This window comes from Moraxella caviae (genome assembly GCF_002014985.1).
Lineage (GTDB): Bacteria > Pseudomonadota > Gammaproteobacteria > Pseudomonadales > Moraxellaceae > Moraxella > Moraxella caviae.
Genome location: NZ_MUXU01000039.1, coordinates 1 through 18,009, shown reverse-complemented (window position 1 = coordinate 18,009; position 18,009 = coordinate 1). Strand labels below are relative to the sequence as shown.

Annotated in this window: 13 protein-coding genes and 1 pseudogene; 11 read left to right on the top strand and 3 right to left on the bottom strand. The window is 48.0% G+C overall.

Annotation, left to right across the window (positions count from 1 at the left end; genetic code table 11):
• Positions 1-22 precede the first annotated feature (22 nt).
• The 6 genes from B0181_RS06715 (at position 23) to gloA (ending at position 6,655) form a co-directional block, all read left to right on the top strand.
• Positions 23-1,861 carry a type IV pilus secretin PilQ gene (locus tag B0181_RS06715; protein WP_078276745.1) on the top strand — a complete coding sequence of 613 codons (1,839 nt, stop codon included), beginning with the start codon at positions 23-25 and terminating at the stop codon, positions 1,859-1,861.
• Positions 1,862-2,185: 324 nt separating this feature from the next.
• On the top strand, positions 2,186-2,773 hold the full coding sequence (gene aroK / locus B0181_RS06710) for a shikimate kinase AroK (RefSeq protein ID WP_078276744.1): 588 nt from the start codon (positions 2,186-2,188) through the stop codon (positions 2,771-2,773).
• A 234-nt stretch (positions 2,774-3,007) separates the two neighbouring features.
• A complete protein-coding gene (gene aroB, locus B0181_RS06705; RefSeq protein WP_078276743.1) occupies positions 3,008-4,174 on the top strand; it encodes a 3-dehydroquinate synthase in 1,167 nt (388 codons plus the stop codon).
• Positions 4,167-5,252 carry a hypothetical protein gene (locus B0181_RS06700; RefSeq protein WP_078276742.1) on the top strand — a complete coding sequence of 362 codons (1,086 nt, stop codon included), beginning with the start codon at positions 4,167-4,169 and terminating at the stop codon, positions 5,250-5,252. The genes aroB and B0181_RS06700 overlap by 8 nt, the downstream gene beginning before the upstream one ends.
• A gap of 30 nt (positions 5,253-5,282) precedes the next feature.
• Positions 5,283-5,915: a carbonic anhydrase gene (locus B0181_RS06695; RefSeq protein WP_078276741.1), complete on the top strand. Its 633-nt coding sequence runs from the start codon at positions 5,283-5,285 to the stop codon at positions 5,913-5,915.
• Between the two features lie 206 nt (positions 5,916-6,121).
• Positions 6,122-6,655, top strand: coding sequence for a lactoylglutathione lyase (gene gloA / locus B0181_RS06690; protein WP_078276740.1), 534 nt, complete (start codon positions 6,122-6,124; stop codon positions 6,653-6,655).
• Positions 6,656-6,842: 187 nt separating this feature from the next.
• Here gloA and B0181_RS06685 read toward each other — a convergent pair whose 3' ends face one another.
• Positions 6,843-7,508, bottom strand: a complete 666-nt coding sequence (locus B0181_RS06685) for a YcxB family protein (protein ID WP_078276739.1) — start codon at positions 7,506-7,508, stop codon at positions 6,843-6,845.
• Positions 7,509-8,090: 582 nt separating this feature from the next.
• On the opposite strand from B0181_RS06685, the gene serS reads away from it, so the two are divergent.
• The 3 genes from serS to tkt all read left to right on the top strand — a co-directional run bounded on the left by serS (position 8,091) and on the right by tkt (position 11,956).
• Positions 8,091-9,350 carry a serine--tRNA ligase gene (serS, locus tag B0181_RS06680; protein WP_078276845.1) on the top strand — a complete coding sequence of 420 codons (1,260 nt, stop codon included), beginning with the start codon at positions 8,091-8,093 and terminating at the stop codon, positions 9,348-9,350.
• A 68-nt stretch (positions 9,351-9,418) separates the two neighbouring features.
• A complete protein-coding gene (locus B0181_RS06675) occupies positions 9,419-9,835 on the top strand; it encodes a hypothetical protein (RefSeq protein ID WP_211276073.1) in 417 nt (138 codons plus the stop codon).
• A gap of 120 nt (positions 9,836-9,955) precedes the next feature.
• Entirely contained in the window at positions 9,956-11,956 is a 2,001-nt protein-coding gene (gene tkt, locus B0181_RS06670; RefSeq protein ID WP_078276738.1) for a transketolase, read from the top strand.
• A 77-nt stretch (positions 11,957-12,033) separates the two neighbouring features.
• Here tkt and B0181_RS06665 read toward each other — a convergent pair whose 3' ends face one another.
• Together B0181_RS06665 and exaC are read right to left on the bottom strand one after the other, a co-directional pair.
• Positions 12,034-12,318, bottom strand: coding sequence for a helix-turn-helix domain-containing protein (locus B0181_RS06665; protein ID WP_078276843.1), 285 nt, complete (start codon positions 12,316-12,318; stop codon positions 12,034-12,036).
• Positions 12,319-12,419: 101 nt separating this feature from the next.
• Positions 12,420-13,946 (bottom strand): acetaldehyde dehydrogenase ExaC, encoded by a 1,527-nt coding sequence (gene exaC, locus B0181_RS06660; RefSeq protein ID WP_078276737.1) that lies wholly within the window; start codon positions 13,944-13,946, stop codon positions 12,420-12,422.
• Positions 13,947-14,586: 640 nt separating this feature from the next.
• Between exaC and B0181_RS06655 the strand changes: the two are divergent.
• Together B0181_RS06655 and B0181_RS06650 are read left to right on the top strand one after the other, a co-directional pair.
• Positions 14,587-16,416: pseudogene (locus B0181_RS06655) on the top strand (AAA family ATPase); the annotation flags it as partial.
• Positions 16,417-16,798: 382 nt separating this feature from the next.
• The gene (locus B0181_RS06650) at positions 16,799-17,863 is read left to right on the top strand and encodes a type I glyceraldehyde-3-phosphate dehydrogenase (protein WP_078276735.1); all 1,065 of its coding nucleotides are present in this window, start codon (positions 16,799-16,801) and stop codon (positions 17,861-17,863) included.
• The last annotated feature ends 146 nt before the right edge of the window (positions 17,864-18,009 follow it).

Genomic DNA, 18,009 nt, shown 5'->3' with positions numbered 1-18,009 from the left:
TTTTTATTGGTATAATTTTATCATGCACATGGACGGCATTGTCATTCGCACGCAGACGCACGCACAAATCCACACTCAAACCACCCATTCGTACGCCATCAATTTTGCATGGCTTGGCGTTTTGTTGTTATTATCGCCCATCACGGCATTTGGTGAGATTATTGATCGCACCGAGAGTGCCGTCATCACGCCTTTGACGCAGACGGTAGATGAATCAGGCTTGATTGATAAAACGGCTATTCAAACAGCTGCTCAAACAGCTGCTCAAAGTGCTGGGCAAACGACAGGGCAATCAGTTGGGCAAGCCAGTGCGCCAGCGGATTTTGCGCAAGATGGTTTTTCTCAAAACGGTTTTTCTCAAAACAGCTTTTCTCAAAACAGCTTACCGCAAGGCTTTTCATCTCAAGACGGCTTGTCTCAAGTTAATTTATCTCAAAACAGCTTACCACAAGTCAGCTCATCTCAAGGTGGTTTTTCCCCAATTAGCCCAGTTGCCACAAATAGCGCACCAAGCAGTGCCACGCCAAATTCCACTGCGCCAACTTACACAGGCGAGCGGGTGTCGCTGGATTTTTATGATTTGCCAGTGCGCACGGTGCCTGATGTGTTGGCGCACGCAGGCAAGGCAAACATCGTGGTGAGCGATGCGGTTACAAGCAACATCACGCTGCGATTGACGAACGTGCCTTGGGATCAGGCGCTGGATATTGTCATTGCCAGCAAAAATCTGATCAAAACTTGGTATGGCGATGTCATCATGATTGAAAGCGCAGAAGAAGCTGATAAGCGTGCGACCAATGCTGCCGAGCAGGCGCAGCGTCTGGCGAATCTTATGCCGCTTAGCACTGAATATGTGCGCCTAAGCTATGCAGACGCCAGCCAAATGCGTGATTTGTTGGTGGGCTTACAAGGCAATCAGCGCAATACAGCCAGTGCTACAAACCTAGCAAACACGCCAAACGCCACAAATACAGACGCACGCCCACAAGGACTGCTGTCAGCGCGTGGGGCGGTGGCGGTAGACGTGCGCACAAATACGCTGATTATCCAAGATGTGCCAGCGCATTTGCACGCCATTCGTGAAGCGGTGCGGCTCATTGATGTGCCGATGCGCCAAGTGATGATTGAAGCGCGTATCGTGGCGGCAAGTGATACTTTTAGCCGTGAGTTGGGCGTGAATTTTGGGATGTTGTCAGATCGGCAGGATTTGCAGATTGGCGGTGGGCAGTCCACGCTTTGGGATATGCGCACCAGCAATTATCGGCGTGAAGGCGTAACACGTCCTGATAATTTATCGGTGAATTTGGGCGTGGCAAATCCAGCAGGCAGCATTGCTTTTGGGATTTTGTCCTTGCCAAATGCCATGCTGGATTTGGAGCTGTCCGCCATGCAAGCCACCAATCAAGGCGAAATCATTTCCACGCCAAAGGTAATGACCGCAGACAAACAAACCGCGCGCATTTCATCGGGAATGCAAATCGCTTATCAAGAAGAAACGGCGTCTGGCGCGACCAACACCGTCTTTAAAGAAGCGGCATTGGTGCTGGAAGCCACGCCAAACATCACGCCTGACGGCAGCATTTTGCTCAAACTTTTGGTGAAAAATGGCACGCCTGTTACCAATTTGGGCGAGATTGCTATTCAAGAAGATGCCATTGAAACGCAAGTACACGTCCAAGATGGGCAAACCGTCGTGCTGGGCGGGATTTATCGCCACACGCAGGGCAATACGGTGGCGAAAGTGCCGTTTTTTGGCGATTTGCCGTACATTGGCAGGCTGTTTCGTAATGAGCGGCGTGTGAATAATAAAGAAGAGTTGCTGATTTTTGTTACGCCACGCTTGGTGAACCAGACTTTTTAAGTTGAATTGTCAAACCGAATTGTCAAACCGAATGGTTAAGCCAAGTTTTTAATGGGTGAAACTAAATAGGCAAGCATAGATGGATTTGCCATGCTTGCCAATTTTTGCGCCATTTTGCAGGCAATTTGCGCCATCTTTTCATGATTTTAAGGTTTGCCAATCACAAAAACAGACGCTGAAAAATCATCATCATATCTAGTCAACGCTAAACCAACACCAAAATAAACCCATCAAAATACATAAAAAATACAAAAAAACTGGCAAGATTGGCGCAAACCTTGTATCATAGATTGTTTGATTATAAATTTAAAATAGGCTAAAACGATGACTGACGGACAATCGCCAATCATTGAAGATGTTATCATTGAAAAATCCATCACCAGCCTTGCCAAAAAATTGCCGAGCGTGTATTTGGTGGGGCCGATGGGCGCAGGCAAAACCACGGTTGGTAAGCTGCTTGCCAAGCATTTGGGACGTGAGTTTGTGGACTGTGATTGGTACATCAGCGAGCAGACAGGCGCGGACATTCCTTGGATTTTTGCCAAAGAAGGCGAAGCGGGTTTTCGTGATCGTGAAACGCGCGCACTAGAAGAGCTGACCGAACGAGACGGCATTGTCATGGCGACAGGCGGCGGCGCAGTGGGCAGGGAGCAAAATCGTGCACTTTTGGGGCGTGGCTTGGTGATTTATCTGGACGCAAGCGTTGATACGCAGCTGGCACGCACCAAAAAAGACAAAAACCGACCGCTGCTACAATCCGACAACCCGCGCGCGGTGTTAGAATCTTTGTATCAAGTGCGCAATCCTTTGTACCGTGAAGTGGCGGACATCATCGTGCCGACAGGGCGTGCTTATCCCAAGCAAATGGTGGCAGAATTGCTTGAGCAGCTCAAGCAGTACGCTGATGAGTAGATTTTGGCTGGCTTGATTGGCAAGATTTAAAATTGGATTTGATAAGCCAAGTTTATAAATTAAAGTTTAAAAACCAAAGTTTACAAACTAAAGTTTAAAATTAGGCTTGGATAGGCGTTCGTCATTTGTGCCTTTATTAAAGCTAAAGTACCACTTGCGCTAAAATTTTAACGCCTGAAAAACTTAAAACCCAAAAATAATCAACTACTTAAAATTAACAAAACCGAATCACTCATGAACACACAACACACGCTGACCGTACACACCCAAAGCCACGATTATCCGATTTTTATCACCGCAAGTGGCGATTGCCGTGCGTTTACCGAGCAATCCGCCCAAGACAATGCGCTGGCAGCACTGGATTTGGCAACGCCGATTGTGCCTTATATTAAAGGCAGGCAGGTGCTGATTGTTACCAATGATTTGATTGCGCCTTTGTATTTAAAAGGGCTACAAGAGCGACTGGCGCAGGCGGGCTTTGATGTGCGTGCGTGCGTTTTGCCTGATGGCGAGCAGTTTAAAAACCAAGACAGCATTAACGCCATTTATGATGCGCTGATGCAGGCGCATTTTGCGCGTGATTGTACGCTGGTGGCGCTTGGTGGCGGCGTGATTGGCGATATGACAGGTTTTGCGGCGGCAAGTTTTATGCGTGGCGTGAATTTCATTCAAGTGCCGACCACGCTGCTTGCGCAAGTGGATTCGTCTGTGGGCGGCAAAACGGGCATTAACCATGCGCTTGGCAAGAATATGATTGGTGCGTTTTGGCAGCCTGTGGCGGTGCTTGCCGACATGGCGACTTTTGCGACTTTGCCGCCTAGAGAATTTGCTGCTGGCATGGCAGAAGTCATCAAATATGCGCTGATTATGGACGCTGAATTTTTGGCGTGGCTTGAAAATCATGCCGATAAAATCCTTGCCAAAGATGGCGAAACGCTTGCGCAGATGGTGCATCGCTGCTGTGATTATAAGGCGCAAATCGTGGCGGCTGATGAGCGTGAATCTGGCAAGCGTGCTTTGCTTAATTTTGGGCATACGTTTGGGCATGTCATCGAGACGCACCAAGGCTATGGCGCATGGCTGCACGGTGAAGCGGTGGCGGCTGGCATGGTGCAGGCGCTTGTGATGTCTTATAAACTTGGGCTGATTAGCCTTGACGATGTGCGCCGTGTGGTGGCATTGATTGAGCGATTTGAGCTGCCTGTACAGCCGCCAAAGATTGCGGTGGACGAAGCATTAAGCCTAATGGGGCATGACAAGAAAGTTCAGCAAGGCAAGATTCGCTTGGTGCTTTTGCGTGCGCTGGGCGATGCTTTTGTTACGGCAGATTTTGACATGGCGATTTTAAACGAAGTATTAACGTCTGTGAGCGATGTGTTAAGCGAGAAAAACGATGTATAAATCAACAACTGCAAGTGCTTATTTTCGCCGCCAAGCCTTGTACTGGCTGATTGCGGCTGGTGCGATTTTGGCGGCATGGCTGATTTTGTGGCTGGCGGCAAGCGCACCAAAAATCATCACAGACACCAAAAAAGAAGAAATCACTTCCCAAGACATCGCCTTGCCAACTCGTATTGATACGCTTGGTGAGCTGAATAAAGAAGTCGCACCGATTGATTTTTCTACGCTGGTGCGAGATTTGCGCACTTATCCTGCCGAGTTCAAAGACCATCGCTTTTTTGAAGCCGCCAAAAACAGCTACGCCATTGAGCTGATGGACGTAAGACAGCACGAAGTCATCGTGGATTATCTGAACGGACGAGAAGACCGTGATCAGTTCGCTTATTTTCGTTATTTGGATGCGGATAAGCAGCCACGCTATGTGCTGACTTATGGCAAATTTAGCAATGCCGACACCGCACAATCCCAGCTTAGCGTTACCGATTTTGGCTTGCCAGCGTCCGTGCGCCTAAGCGTTGCGCCTGTCAGTCGTTATATTGAGATGATTGATGATTACGAGCGTGGTTCGGTGGTGCGTGATTCATCGCCACGCCAGCCACGCAGTGTGAATTTGCAAGCCACCAAGCGTGAAATCCCTGTGCAAGCTGCCACACCTGCCGATGACGCTTTGGCGCAGCGCAGCCGTGAGCAAGCGGCAAAAATCGCCAAGGCGCGTGAAGCGGCATTGGCACGCGCCCAAGAACAAGGCATTGGCGCACCAAGTGAAGCTGGCAATGCGTCAAAAACTCGCTCAGGCGCGGTAGGCGGATCGGTATTTAATGATGGCGCAAACCAGCCAAGCGAGAAGTCAAATCAGAAACCAAATCAGCCTGCGCATCAGCCAGCAGCGCAAAATTCGCTTACCCAAGCCGCGCAGCCTGCCACTCAAGCGGTGCAGCCAGCCCATCAGCCATCTGAACCGCCAGCCAAAGCTGATAAGCCGCGCGCAGAAAAGGCGGATAAACCAAAGCCTGAAAACCAGTCTGCACCAGACATGGATACGCCTGCCAGCACCGTACTAGAAGTGTTGTCAGAATAATCATCGGCTTTTATATTTACAGAGGGTTTTATGTCATCATCACAGCCATTAGATGCCAAAGCCGTGCTAGAAATGCTCAAGGCAGGCAACGAGCGTTATGTTGCCAATCTTGCCAGCACCGAGCCGCTAAAAATTCCACCGCCAATGCTTGTGGCGGAGCAAAAACCAAGCGCTATTATCTTAGGTTGCTCGGATGCGCGCGTGCCTGTGGAGCTGATTTTTGATCAGGGCTTGGGTGAGCTGTTTGTCATTCGTGTGGCGGGCAATGTCGTTGCGCCAAGTCAAATCGGCTCGATTGAGTTTGCCGCTGAGAAATTTGGCACGCAGCTTGTTGTGGTGCTTGGGCATTCGCATTGCGGCGCGGTAACGGCGTGCGTGGAAGCCTTGACCAATCCAGAGCAGTATTATTCGCCAAACTTGCAATCCATCGTGGATCGCATTCGCCCAAGCGTGTACAATCTGCACGAAATCGTGTCGGCTGGTGATGGCGATGTAGATATGGACGAATTTATTGACCGTGCGGTGCGTGCCAATGTGCGAATGTCGGTCAGCCAGCTTAAGCACGGCTCACGCATTTTAGAAGATATGGTAAATTCTGGTGCGCTGACCATCATTGGCGCAGAATATGACGTCGCCACTGGCAAGGTGAATTTCTTTAATTGATGGCAAGCTAAAAAATTGATGGCGAGTTTCAAAGCCTTGTAAGTTTGCCAATTTGCCAAAATAGGCGGGCTTTGTTAGAATGATGGCTGTCGTTGGCGGTTTGCGCTTGCCAACAAATTCAACTAGTTTTAAGTTTAATCAAACTTTAAGTTTAACTAAGTTTTAAGCAAATTTCACATTCAAAACAAAACCACAAAGAGAGTATCATGACAACCATCGCTCAACCAAAAACTGCCCTAAGTGCGGCAGGCGTGAAAGACATTCCAGCGCAATCAGAAGGCTTTGTGTTTAACCACACCATGCTGCGCATTAAAGACCCTGTAAAATCTTTGGAGTTTTATACAGGTGTTTTGGGCATGACTTTGCTGCGCCACAGCCAGTTTCCAGACGCAAAATTTGATTTGTACTTTTTGGCGAAATTGACTGAAGAAGAGCGTGCCAATTTGCCACAAACGGCAGATTTGACCGCTTATGTGTCTCGCCAGCGCAGCATTTTGGAGCTGACGCACAATTATGGCACAGAAAATGACGCTGATTTTAGCTACCACAACGGCAACAGCGACCCGCGTGGCTTTGGGCATATTTGCTTTAGCGTGCCAGATTTGGCAAAAGCGGTGGCGTGGTTTGATGAAAATGGCGTGGAATTTCAAAAACGCCCAGAAGACGGCAGCATGAAGGACATCGCTTTCATCAAAGACCCAGACGGCTACTGGGTGGAAATCATTGAGTTAAAATACTAACTTTTCACGATTTAAAAACGCTCTTAATGATAAGGGCGTTTTTTGTGTTTGTGATTTTGGTGCGCTTTGGCAATGTGGTGGGTTGGGCTTAAGCAGGGTTGTTTTTAAACTCAGTCGGTGAGTCGTTCTCAAAAACAAAACCGCGTCAAAGCACGGTCTTGTTAAAATGTGATTTAAATCAAAATGCTTAAACTGGCGTTTGCATCATAGATTCTAAGCCTTGCGGTTTGGCTTGTTTTAGGTGCTTGGTGATGGTGGCAATCGGCAAGCCTTCGGCATTTAGGCGTTTTGGAATGATTTGGCTGCCTTTTTGACCTTTGGCTTCAAACAGCACAAATACATACTCGTCCGTCTCGTCCCAGCTGGTTACTGCCGACCAAGGAATTACCGCTGATTGTGTCGGTGCGGCACGCATTTGCATACCACGCAGCTGCGGACTGTTTAGAATGTCGCTCGGTGCTGGCATAGACAGCACAAGTCCATGCGACTGCACGCCAAGCTGCACTTTTTTCATCTCATCAGGCATACTCACGCCAGCCACTTGCTTGTCGTATTCACGCTTCATGTACCATTTTAGCCCCAAAGTGCGCGCCAAAAGATACAAACCTACCAGCACGAGCATCACCCAAAAAATGATGGTGGAATAGCCGCTGACGAATACCAGCCCTGCGATTGCCGCCGCCGTCATCAGCGCAAGCACAATCCATTCTTTGGTGCGCACAGATTTTAGCCCAAAATTATTGGCGCTTTTTTCAAACAAGGCAAGCTGAGCGCCTTTGAATTCGGCATCGGTCAGATTGAGCGACACGGGTTTTAGGGTGTAAGGGTACAATGCTTTTGAGCTTGCTGACATGGTTATTCCGTTAGGTTTAATGAAAATTAAATTAAGAAAATCGTTGATAAAACACAACAGATAAATACAACACATTGGCAAATTAACATGCATTTGAATTTGCCAGAAAATTGCTCTTATATTACTAAGTTTACGGCAAAAAATAAACCAAAAATACACGCTTTTGCCAAATTTTTTGCAAATTGGCGGTTTTTGGTAGGGTTTTGTAGGATTGTTGATGAAATTGTTGGTTGGGTTCGTGGTAAGTTTTGATAAATGGTGGCGATGAGTGGTGTTGTTTTGGTTATTTTATTGTTGTTTTGCCAAAGTCATCGTTATAAAAAGGGCGTAAAATTATCCGTCAATTTGCCGATATTTGGCATAAAGTCTGTGCCAAGCACAACAAAAAAGCTGACAAAAAGCGGTAAAATTTGGTATGATAAGCAAAAATTTATATCAATGTTGATTGTGCCAAATTTGGGCGGTTTTTGGGTGGTTTATTGCCGTCAATTTATGCAAATGCTGCATGAAAATCGCCTAAAATCGTGCGACAAATCATGCACCAATCAACAAAATCGTGATAAATCCAATCAAGAGAATTGTATGCTAGACCCAAAATTATTGCGTGGTGATTTGAACGAATTGCAAGCCAAACTTGCCACTCGTGGCTATGCGCTGGACGTGGCGCTGTGGCAGGATTTGGAAGCCAAGCGCAAAGCCATTCAGGTGGAAACTGAGAATTTGCAAGCGCAAAAAAATGCAGGCGCAAAAAAAATCGGTGAGCTAAAACGCAGTGGCGAGAATGCTGATGAGCTGCTTGCCGAGATGGAAAAAGTCAGCGAGCAGATGAAAGCTGCCGAGCTAAAATTAAAAGAGCTGCAAGCTGTCATCACTGCTGAAAGCCTTGCCATTCCTAATTTGCCAGCTGATGGCGTACCTGTGGGCGCAGATGAAAACGACAACGTAGAAGTGCGCAAATGGGGTGAGCCGCGCGCTTTTGATTTTGAAATCAAAGACCACACCGACATTGGTGAGAACTTAGGTCAGCTTGATTTTGCGCTGGCGGCGAAGCTGACGGGTTCACGCTTTAGCACGCTCAAAGGTGGTTTGGCGCGCTTAAATCGTGCGCTGATTCAGTTCATGCTGGATGCGCACATCGCCAAAGGTTACACCGAAATGTACGTGCCGTACATTGTCAATAGCGACAGCCTAAAAGGCACAGGGCAGCTGCCAAAATTTGAAGAAGATTTGTTTAAAGTCAGCGACAATTATTATCTGATTCCAACGTCTGAAGTGCCGCTGACCAACAGCGTGCGTGATGTCATGCTTGCGCCGAGTGATTTGCCGATGAAGCTCACCGCTCACACGCCGTGCTTTCGCTCTGAAGCGGGCAGTGCTGGGCGTGATACGCGCGGCTTGATTCGTCAGCATCAGTTTGAAAAAGTGGAAATGGTGCAAATCGTGCGTGCCGATACGTCTATGCAGGCGCTAGAAGAGATGACTGCGCAGGCAGAAAGCATTTTGCAGGCGTTGGAGTTGCCGTACCGTGTGGTGCAGCTGTGTACTGGCGATATGGGCTTTAGTGCGGTGAAAACTTATGACATTGAAGTTTGGTTGCCATCACAAGACACTTATCGTGAGATTTCTAGCTGCTCAAATTGCAGCGACTTTCAGGCACGCCGCATGGGCGCGCGCGTCAAAGACGGCAAGCAAACCGAGCTTGTGCATACGCTAAATGGTTCAGGGCTTGCGGTGGGGCGTACGCTGCTTGCAATCCTTGAAAACCACCAAAACGCTGACGGCACGGTCAATATTCCAAAAGCACTGCAGCCTTATATGGGCGGCTTGACGGTGCTGGCGTGATGAACGTGAAGATTTGCCAATTTTAAGTGTGGCGAGTGCTTGTGAGCCGTTATTTAATCGCTTTTGACATGGATATAAATTGTCTAAGGGACAGGTATCATGCTGCCACTTGGCAAAACGCCTATGCCGACATCAAAGCGGTATTAAAAAAGCACGGTTTTGCCAATATGCAAGGCAGTGTGTATCTTGGCGATGATGGCGTGAGCGAAGCGCATGGCACGCTTGCCATTCAAGAGCTGACGGCACGTTTTGAGTGGTTTTATCCTTGTGTGTCGAATATTAAATTTTATCGCCTTGAGAGCGATTTGGACGCGCAGTTTATCGCTGATGGCGTGCATCAAGCCAAGCAAGCGTTTTATGCCAGACTTAAGCAGCTTAAGCAGTCTTTGGTGCAGGCTGGCTTGAATGACGAGCAAATACAAAGCGTACTATCAACACAAACTTTTGAGTTGCCAGCCACTGCGCCAAAGCATTCGTTGGATTGAAATTGTCAATACAAACATGTGAAATTTGTGCAATTTTGCCATCATTTCGCTAAATTTTACTTTTGCTCATTTTATAAACCTTTAAATTCTCTTAATAAATCAATATCTTAGGTAGCGCTTATGCAAACCCAACTAAAAGACCGTAAAAACGCCAACGCCATTCGCATTCTTGCGATGGACGCTGTGCAAAACGCCAACTCAGGCCACCCGGGCGCACCGATGGGCATGGCGGATATTGCTGAAGTGGTTTGGCGTGAATTTTTACGCCACAACCCAAAAAATGCCAAATGGGCAAACCGCGACCGCTTTGTGCTGTCAAACGGACACGGCTCAATGCTTTTGTACGCCTTGCTGCACTTGACGGGCTATGATTTGACGCTTGATGACATCAAAAATTTCCGTAAATTACACTCAAAAACCGCAGGCCACCCAGAATTTGGCTATGCGGACGGTATTGAGACCACCACAGGCCCGCTTGGGCAAGGCATCGCCAATGCGGTAGGTTTTGCTTTGGCAGAAAAAACGCTTGCTGCGCAGTTTAACAAAGCAGACAACGCCATCATTGACCATTACACCTACTGCTTTTTGGGCGATGGCTGCTTGATGGAAGGCGTAAGCCACGAAGCGTGTTCGCTGGCTGGCACGCTGGGGCTTGGCAAGCTGATTGTGTATTATGACGACAACGGCATTTCTATTGATGGCGAAGTGGAAGGCTGGTTCAGCGATGACACCGCCAAACGCTTTGAAAGCTATAACTGGCAAGTGCTGAGCGTGGACGGACACGACAGCGAGCAAATCCGTAAAGCCACCGAAGCGGCAAAAGCCGAAACCAAAAAACCAACGCTTATCATCTGTAAAACCGTGATTGGTCTTGGTTCGCCAAACAAACAAGGCAAAGAAGACTGCCATGGTGCGCCACTTGGCGTGGACGAAATTGCTTTGACGCGTGCGGAGCTTGGCTGGGAGAGCAGCGAGCCGTTTTTCGTACCTGATGAGATTTATAAGGCGTGGGATTGCACGGATAAAGGCGCAAGCGAAGAAAACGCTTGGAATGCCCAATTTGCCGACTACCAAGCCAAATACCCAACCGAAGCGGCTGAGCTGTTGCGCCGTTTGGCAGGCGAGTTGCCAAGCGATTTTGATAAAGTGGCGGATGAGTTCATCAAATCTTGCCAAGACAAAGGCGAAAGCATCGCCACACGCAAGGCAAGTCAAAACGCCATCGCTGCTTTTGCGCCACAGCTGCCTGAAATTCTAGGCGGCAGTGCGGATTTGGCAGGTTCAAACTTGACCTTGTGGAAAGACGCAAAAGGCGTACAAAACCACGCAGACGGCAACTATGTGCATTATGGCGTGCGTGAATTTGGCATGACAGCGATTGCTAATGGCGTGGCACTGCATGGCGGATTTATCCCGTATACCGCCACATTCTTGATGTTTATGGAATATGCGCGCAATGCGGTGCGTATGTCGGCACTGATGAAGCAGCGTGTGATTAACGTCTACACCCACGACAGTATCGGACTTGGTGAAGATGGCCCGACCCATCAGCCTGTGGAGCAGGTGGCAAGTTTGCGTAACACGCCAAATCATTTTACATGGCGTCCATGCGACACGGTGGAGACGGCAGCGGCATGGAAAGTTGCTCTAAAAACTCAAACTGCACCAACGTCATTGATTCTATCACGTCAAAATCTGGCGCACCAAGCACGTACTGCCGAGCAAATCGCTGACATTGAAAAAGGTGCGTATGTGCTTGCCAGAGAACAAGGTGAGTTAAACGCCATCATCATCGCCACAGGCTCAGAAGTGGAGCTGGCGATGAATGCCTACAACACGCTCACCGAGCAAGGCGCGGGCGTGCGAGTGGTGTCTATGCCGTGTGCGGAAATTTTTGTTAAGCAAGAGCGTGCGTACATTGAAAGCGTGCTGCCAAGCCATGTGCGTGCGCGTGTGGCGGTGGAAGCTGGCATCACTGATTATTGGTATAAATTTGTCGGACTTGACGGTAAAATCATCGGCATGACGACTTTTGGCGAGTCTGCGCCTGCCAAAGAGTTATTCGCACACTTTGGCATCACGACCGAAGCGGTGGTAGAAGCGGTGAAGTCGCTGATTTAGTTGTTTATCGCTTAAACGTTTAAATGCTTTATCAAAACCAGTTGGCGTTTGCTGACTGGTTTTTTTATGCGTAAATTTTATGGTGTGTCAGTTTTAAGAGTGTTGGTTTTATGATGGTGCGCCAAAATGATGTGAGTCAATTCATCATCAGCAAAGAAGTATGCGCTTGGCACGTCTAGGGCATGGGCGATGTTTTGTAATGTCGTCAAATCGGGTAAATGCACGCCTTTTTCATAGCGGTTAATTCGTGTGCTGGCGACAAATTCATCAAGCCCAATCAGTACGCCTAATTTTTCTTGAGATAAATTTTTTGCTTTTCTTGCTTGTTTAAAACGTCTGCAAAATGTTGATTGTAAGTCCATATTTGCTGATTTATCAATAATTTTATACAAAGTAAGCCATTTGATAGCAAAAACAAAACCGCTCATCAAAAGCGGTTTTGTCTTGTGGTTTTGTTAGGTGATTAGAAAAACCCCATCGCCTTTTTGCTATAAGACACCAGCATACATTTGGTTTGCTGATAATGTGCGAGCATCATTTTGTGGTTTTCACGTCCAATGCCTGATTGCTTATAGCCGCCAAAGGCTGCGTGCGCAGGGTAGATGTGGTAGCAGTTCGTCCACACACGACCTGCCTGAATGCCGCGCCCAAAGCGGTACGCCTTATGCACATCGCGCGTCCAAATGCCTGCACCCAGTCCGTATAGGGTATCGTTGGCAATGCGCATGGCTTCGTCATCATCGCTGAATTTCGCCACCGCCAGCACAGGGCCGAAAATCTCTTCTTGGAAAATGCGCATGCTGTTATCGCCAGCAAAGATGGTTGGCTTGATGTAAAAGCCGTCCGCACCGTCATCGCCGCGTTTGTCTTGCTCACCGCCGACCAGCACTTGTGCGCCTTCGGATTTGCCGATGTCCAGATAAGATAAAATCTTGTCCAGCTGCTCTTGGCTGGCTTGTGCGCCGACCATCGTTTCGGTATCCAGCGGGCTGCCAAGTTTGATGGCTTTGACACGCTCAATGCAGCGCTCAATAAAGCGATCATAAATCTTTTCATGCACCAAAGCGCGCGATGGGCAAGTGCAAACTTCGCCTTGGTTGAGCGCAAACATCACCAAGCCTTCCACCGCCTTGTCCAAAAATTCATCGTCTGCGTCCATCACATCTTCAAAGAAAATGTTCGGTGATTTGCCGCCAAGCTCAAGCGTAACAGGAATCAGATTTTCGCTGGCATAACCCATAATCAGACGGCCAGTATTCGTCTCGCCAGTAAAGGCAATCTTGGCAATGCGTGGGCTGGACGCCAGCGGTTTACCCGCTTCTAGGCCAAAGCCGTTTACCACGTTCAGCACGCCTTTTGGCAGGATTTCATCAATGCCGATGGTTTCTAGTAAGTATAAAAAGGACGCTGGCGTTTGCTCGGCAAGTTTGAGTACAATGCAGTTGCCTGCTGCCAAAGCTGGCGCAATTTTCCAAATCGCCATCAAAATTGGGAAATTCCAAGGAATGATTTGTCCCACCACGCCAAGCGGCTCGTTAAAATGATAAGCCACGGTGTCGTCATCAATCTGACTGATGCCGCCTTCTTGGGCGCGGATACAGCCTGCAAAATAGCGCAGATGATCCACTGCCAGCGGAATGTCTGCCGCCAGCGTTTCACGGATTGGCTTGCCGTTGTCGTAGGTTTCGGCTAGGGCGATTTTCTCAAGATTGGCTTCAATGCGATCTGCCATTTTCAGCAAAATCGCAGCACGCTCTGTAGGGCTGGTTTTGCCCCAAGCATCACGCGCGGCGTGCGCTGCGTCCAGCGCGGCATTGATGTCGCTTTCGTCCGAGCGTGCGGCGGTACAAATGAGTTTGCCGTCCACAGGGCTTGTGTTTTCAAAGTATTTGCCTGCTTTGGGTGCGACCCACTGACCGTCAATATAATTGTCGTATTGTTTGCGAAATTGAACGATGGAATTTGGGGTGTTTGGGGTATCGTATTTCATAATAAAATCCTTTGTTATGAATGGATGGGGATTTGCCGAGATTTGCTTTGAGTGTCGACAACGAAACAGGCGTACTCCAAAATGCCTTGAAATTAAGATAACAAATCATAAGCAACTTTGCACGCATAAATTTTGTAATGTTTTGTAATTTTATATTTCAATATTATTGCAATTAAAGGACGAAAATTCCACTGGTTTGGCATTGGTGGATTTGGGTGTGGTTGTTTGGTACAAATCGCTTGGTGAAAACTGTTTGGTGAAAACTGTTTGGTGAAAACTGTTTGGTGAAAAATCACCTGATGATAAATCGCTCAGTGAAAATACTGGATAAAAATCGCTTAGCGAAAATGCTTAGCGAAATTGTCAGGCGAAAAAAGTCAAACTGTGCTATGCTAAGCGGTTAGCAAGAAAAGAATTGGCAAGTGTGAATTTGGCTGGGCGTGCGTGAAAAGTGGCAAAACTTTCCCAAAAATTGCCGTAAATTGCCTTAATAAATGCGCCAAAATTTTCTTGATCAGATTTTTATTTTATAGAAAAACTAATCAATAAAACGGTGTTGATGGCGTGAAATCGACAAGTTTTTTGTAAGTTTGTATAAATTTTATTTATTTTTAAATTTATAAATGAATTTGATAAAAGTATGAAGCAGGCAGTTGCATTAGATATTTTAAAAACGGGGCAAAACGTCTTTTTGACAGGGCAGGCAGGCGCAGGCAAAACCTATGTGCTCAATCAGTACATTCGCTATTTGCGCGCGCGGGGTATTCCTGTGGCAATCACCGCCAGCACAGGCATTGCCGCCACGCACATGAATGGCATGACGATTCATGCGTGGAGTGGCATGGGCATTAAAGATGAGTTTTCTGCGGACGATTTTAAGCGTCTAAAAGCACGCCAAGTGGCGGTGGAGCGCATTAAGCAAGCTAAGGTATTGATTGTTGATGAAATTTCCATGCTGCACGCCAAGCAGGTGGAGCTTTTGGATCAAATTTTACAAGTCATTCGTGAAAATTCGCTCGCTTTTGGTGGTGTGCAGGTGATTTTTTCAGGGGATTTTTTCCAGCTGCCACCTGTGGGCAACAAGGACGAAACCAACAAAGAAAAGTTTGCTTTTATGGCAAAAGCGTGGCTTGCGGCAAAGTTTCAAGTGTGCTATTTGACCGAGCAGCACCGCCAATCCAAAGACGATGAGCGTGCGCAATTTGGCGTGTCATTAAATGATATTTTGAATCAAATCCGCACGCAAACGGTGAGCGCCGAAGCCATGCAAGCGCTTGCCGCCACGCAGCAAAATGCCTTGGATGACAGCCGTACACGCCTATACACGCACAACGCCAACGTGGATCAAATCAATGAAGCTGAACTTAACAATCTAACCACACCAGCGCACGCATTCACCGCCACCGAATTTGGCGAAAAAGCGCTGGTTGAGACACTTAAAAAGAACGTGCGTGCGCCTGAAATTTTAAGCCTAAAAGTGGGCGCAAAGGTGATGTTCGTCAAAAACAACCCTGATTTGAATGTGTTTAACGGCACGATGGGTGAAGTGGTGGATTTTTCGTCCATCAGCACCAATTTGGACGACGATAATGATGACGCTTTGTCGGTGGCATATCCTGTGGTGCGGCTCAATGATGGACGCAGCATCATCGCTGAGCCTGACGAATGGGCGGTAGAAAATGCCCAAGGCGAGATTTTGGCGAGCTTTAGCCAGATTCCGTTGTGTCTTGCGTGGGCGATTACCATTCATAAATCCCAAGGCATGACGCTGGACGCTGCCGAAGTGGATTTGTCACGCACGTTTGAGATGGGGCAGGGCTATGTGGCGTTGTCAAGGTTGCGTTCGCTGGATGGGCTAAAACTTTTGGGATTTAACCAAAAAAGTTTGCTGCTTGATGAGTGGATTTGCCGTGTGGATAAGCGCCTACAAGAGCTGGCAGGCGAGCATGAAGCGGCATTTTGTGCGCTGGATTCGGACACGGTGGCAAAGGTGCATGAAGGTTTTATCGTGGCGTGCGAAGGCATCATCAAGCCTGAACTCATCGCCGCCAACGAAAAACGCCTGCAAGCCGAGAAAGATGCCGCCGCCTTGCGTGCAAGATTGCGTGCCAATGCGCCAACGCCAAGCGCACTGACGCCAACGAGTGATAAGCGCACGCTCACGCCAACTTTATTAGAAACCAAAGCACTGCTTGAGCAGGGCTTGGATTTGGCGCAGATTGCCGAGAAGCGCAGCCTTGCACTATCCACGATTATCACGCACGTTGGCGAGCTGTACGAGCAGGGCAATGCGCCTGATTTGAGTGCGGTGCGCCCAGATGATAAGGTGATTGCGGCAGTACAAGCGGCGTTTGATTTGCTGGAAGCCAAGGGCGAATTTACCGATGGCGTGCAATTACGTCCCATTGTGGAAGCACTTGCGTATAAATGCGATTATAACACTGTGCGCTTGGCGCTCATTTTCGTGGATAAATCAGCACTGGATAAAGCAGATGATGACAAAGACGATACGAAAGATGGCGCTGCAACAAGTAGTGCAAAAAGCGGCATAAAAAGCGGCATAAGTGCCAAACCAAAATCCGCCACACCAGACGATAATCATGCCAAGTCAGCAGGCAAAAAATCCATCGTCAGCATTTTAAAAGCACGCAAGCAGGCGCAAAAATAGCTTTGATGATTTTCTTGGTTGCAGCGGTTTTTGGTAAATTGGCAAATGAAAACATTAAATGAAAATGTGAAATTGCAAGGTTTAATTAAAACGCTGGATTAAAGCGTTAAATGAAAATTGAGCATAAATACAACCGCCAAAACCGCAGCAACCACACAACAAACGACACAAAAAAGGCAAAGATATGACACAGCAAAACTCGCCAATTCGCTTGGCAATCAATGGCTTTGGGCGCATTGGGCGTAACGTTTTGCGTGCGTATTTGCAGCGGCTTGACACGCTATGCGAGCGTGTGCAAATCGTTGCCATCAATGATGTGTGGGACGCAGACACTTTGCTGCATTTGCTGAAATTTGACAGCACGCACGGCAGATTATCAGCAACAGGCGTACAAGCAAGTGTGCGCAGCGATGTGAGCGGTGCGGTGCTGACATTGACAAAAGACGCTAAAACCATAGAAATTTTACTCTTAAACCAAAAAAACCCCAGCGATTTGCCATGGCAGGATTTGCGCATTGATGTGGTGCTAGAATGTACGGGGCATTTTCGCTCGTACAGGGCGGCGAATTTACACCGCATAGCAGGCGCAAAGCAGGTCATCATCGGTGCTGCGCCTTTTGATGAAGTGGACGCAAGCATTGTGATGGGCGTGAATGACGATGGGCTAAGCCGTGCGCTGCCCATCATTTCTGGCGTGTCTTGCACCACGCAGGCACTGGTGCCGCTGCTGTCGGTGCTGCATGAAGCCTTTGGTATTGATGGCGTGATGATGACGGAAATCCATGCAGTAACTGCCGATCAAAGCGTGCTGGATCAGACGCACCGAGATTTGCGCCGTGCCAGAGCGGCAGGGCATAACATCATTCCCACCACGTCAAGCAGTATCAACGCCACCGAGCGTGTGTTGCCCTTTATGAAAGGTAAGATTGACGGGCATTCTATTCGTGTGCCAACCATCAACGTGGCGGCCATTGACGTAACTTGCGTGCTTGGCGTGGATGCTGGCATTGATGATGTCAAAGCTGCTATTTATAAGGCGAGCCGTGGCAAGTTGGCAGGCATTTTAGGCTATACAGACGAGCCTTTGGTGTCGGCAGATTTTATTGGCGATGCGCATTCTTTGGTGGTGGACGGCTTGCAATTTATGAAAGTTGGCAAGCAGGTGAAAATTTTCGCTTGGTATGACAATGAATGGGGCTATGCCAATCGTTTGCTGGATATGTGCGAAAAGTTGGCGGTGTGTGGGTGATTGGTGGGTTTAAATTTGCAGGCAAGATAAGTCAGTTGGGTTGAGCTTGTAAAAACCCAACAAATTCAAGAGTTTATCTTAAAAACGTTGGGTTACGCTGCGCTAACCCAACTGACGACTTACCCCTAACCCAACCTTGTATCTTC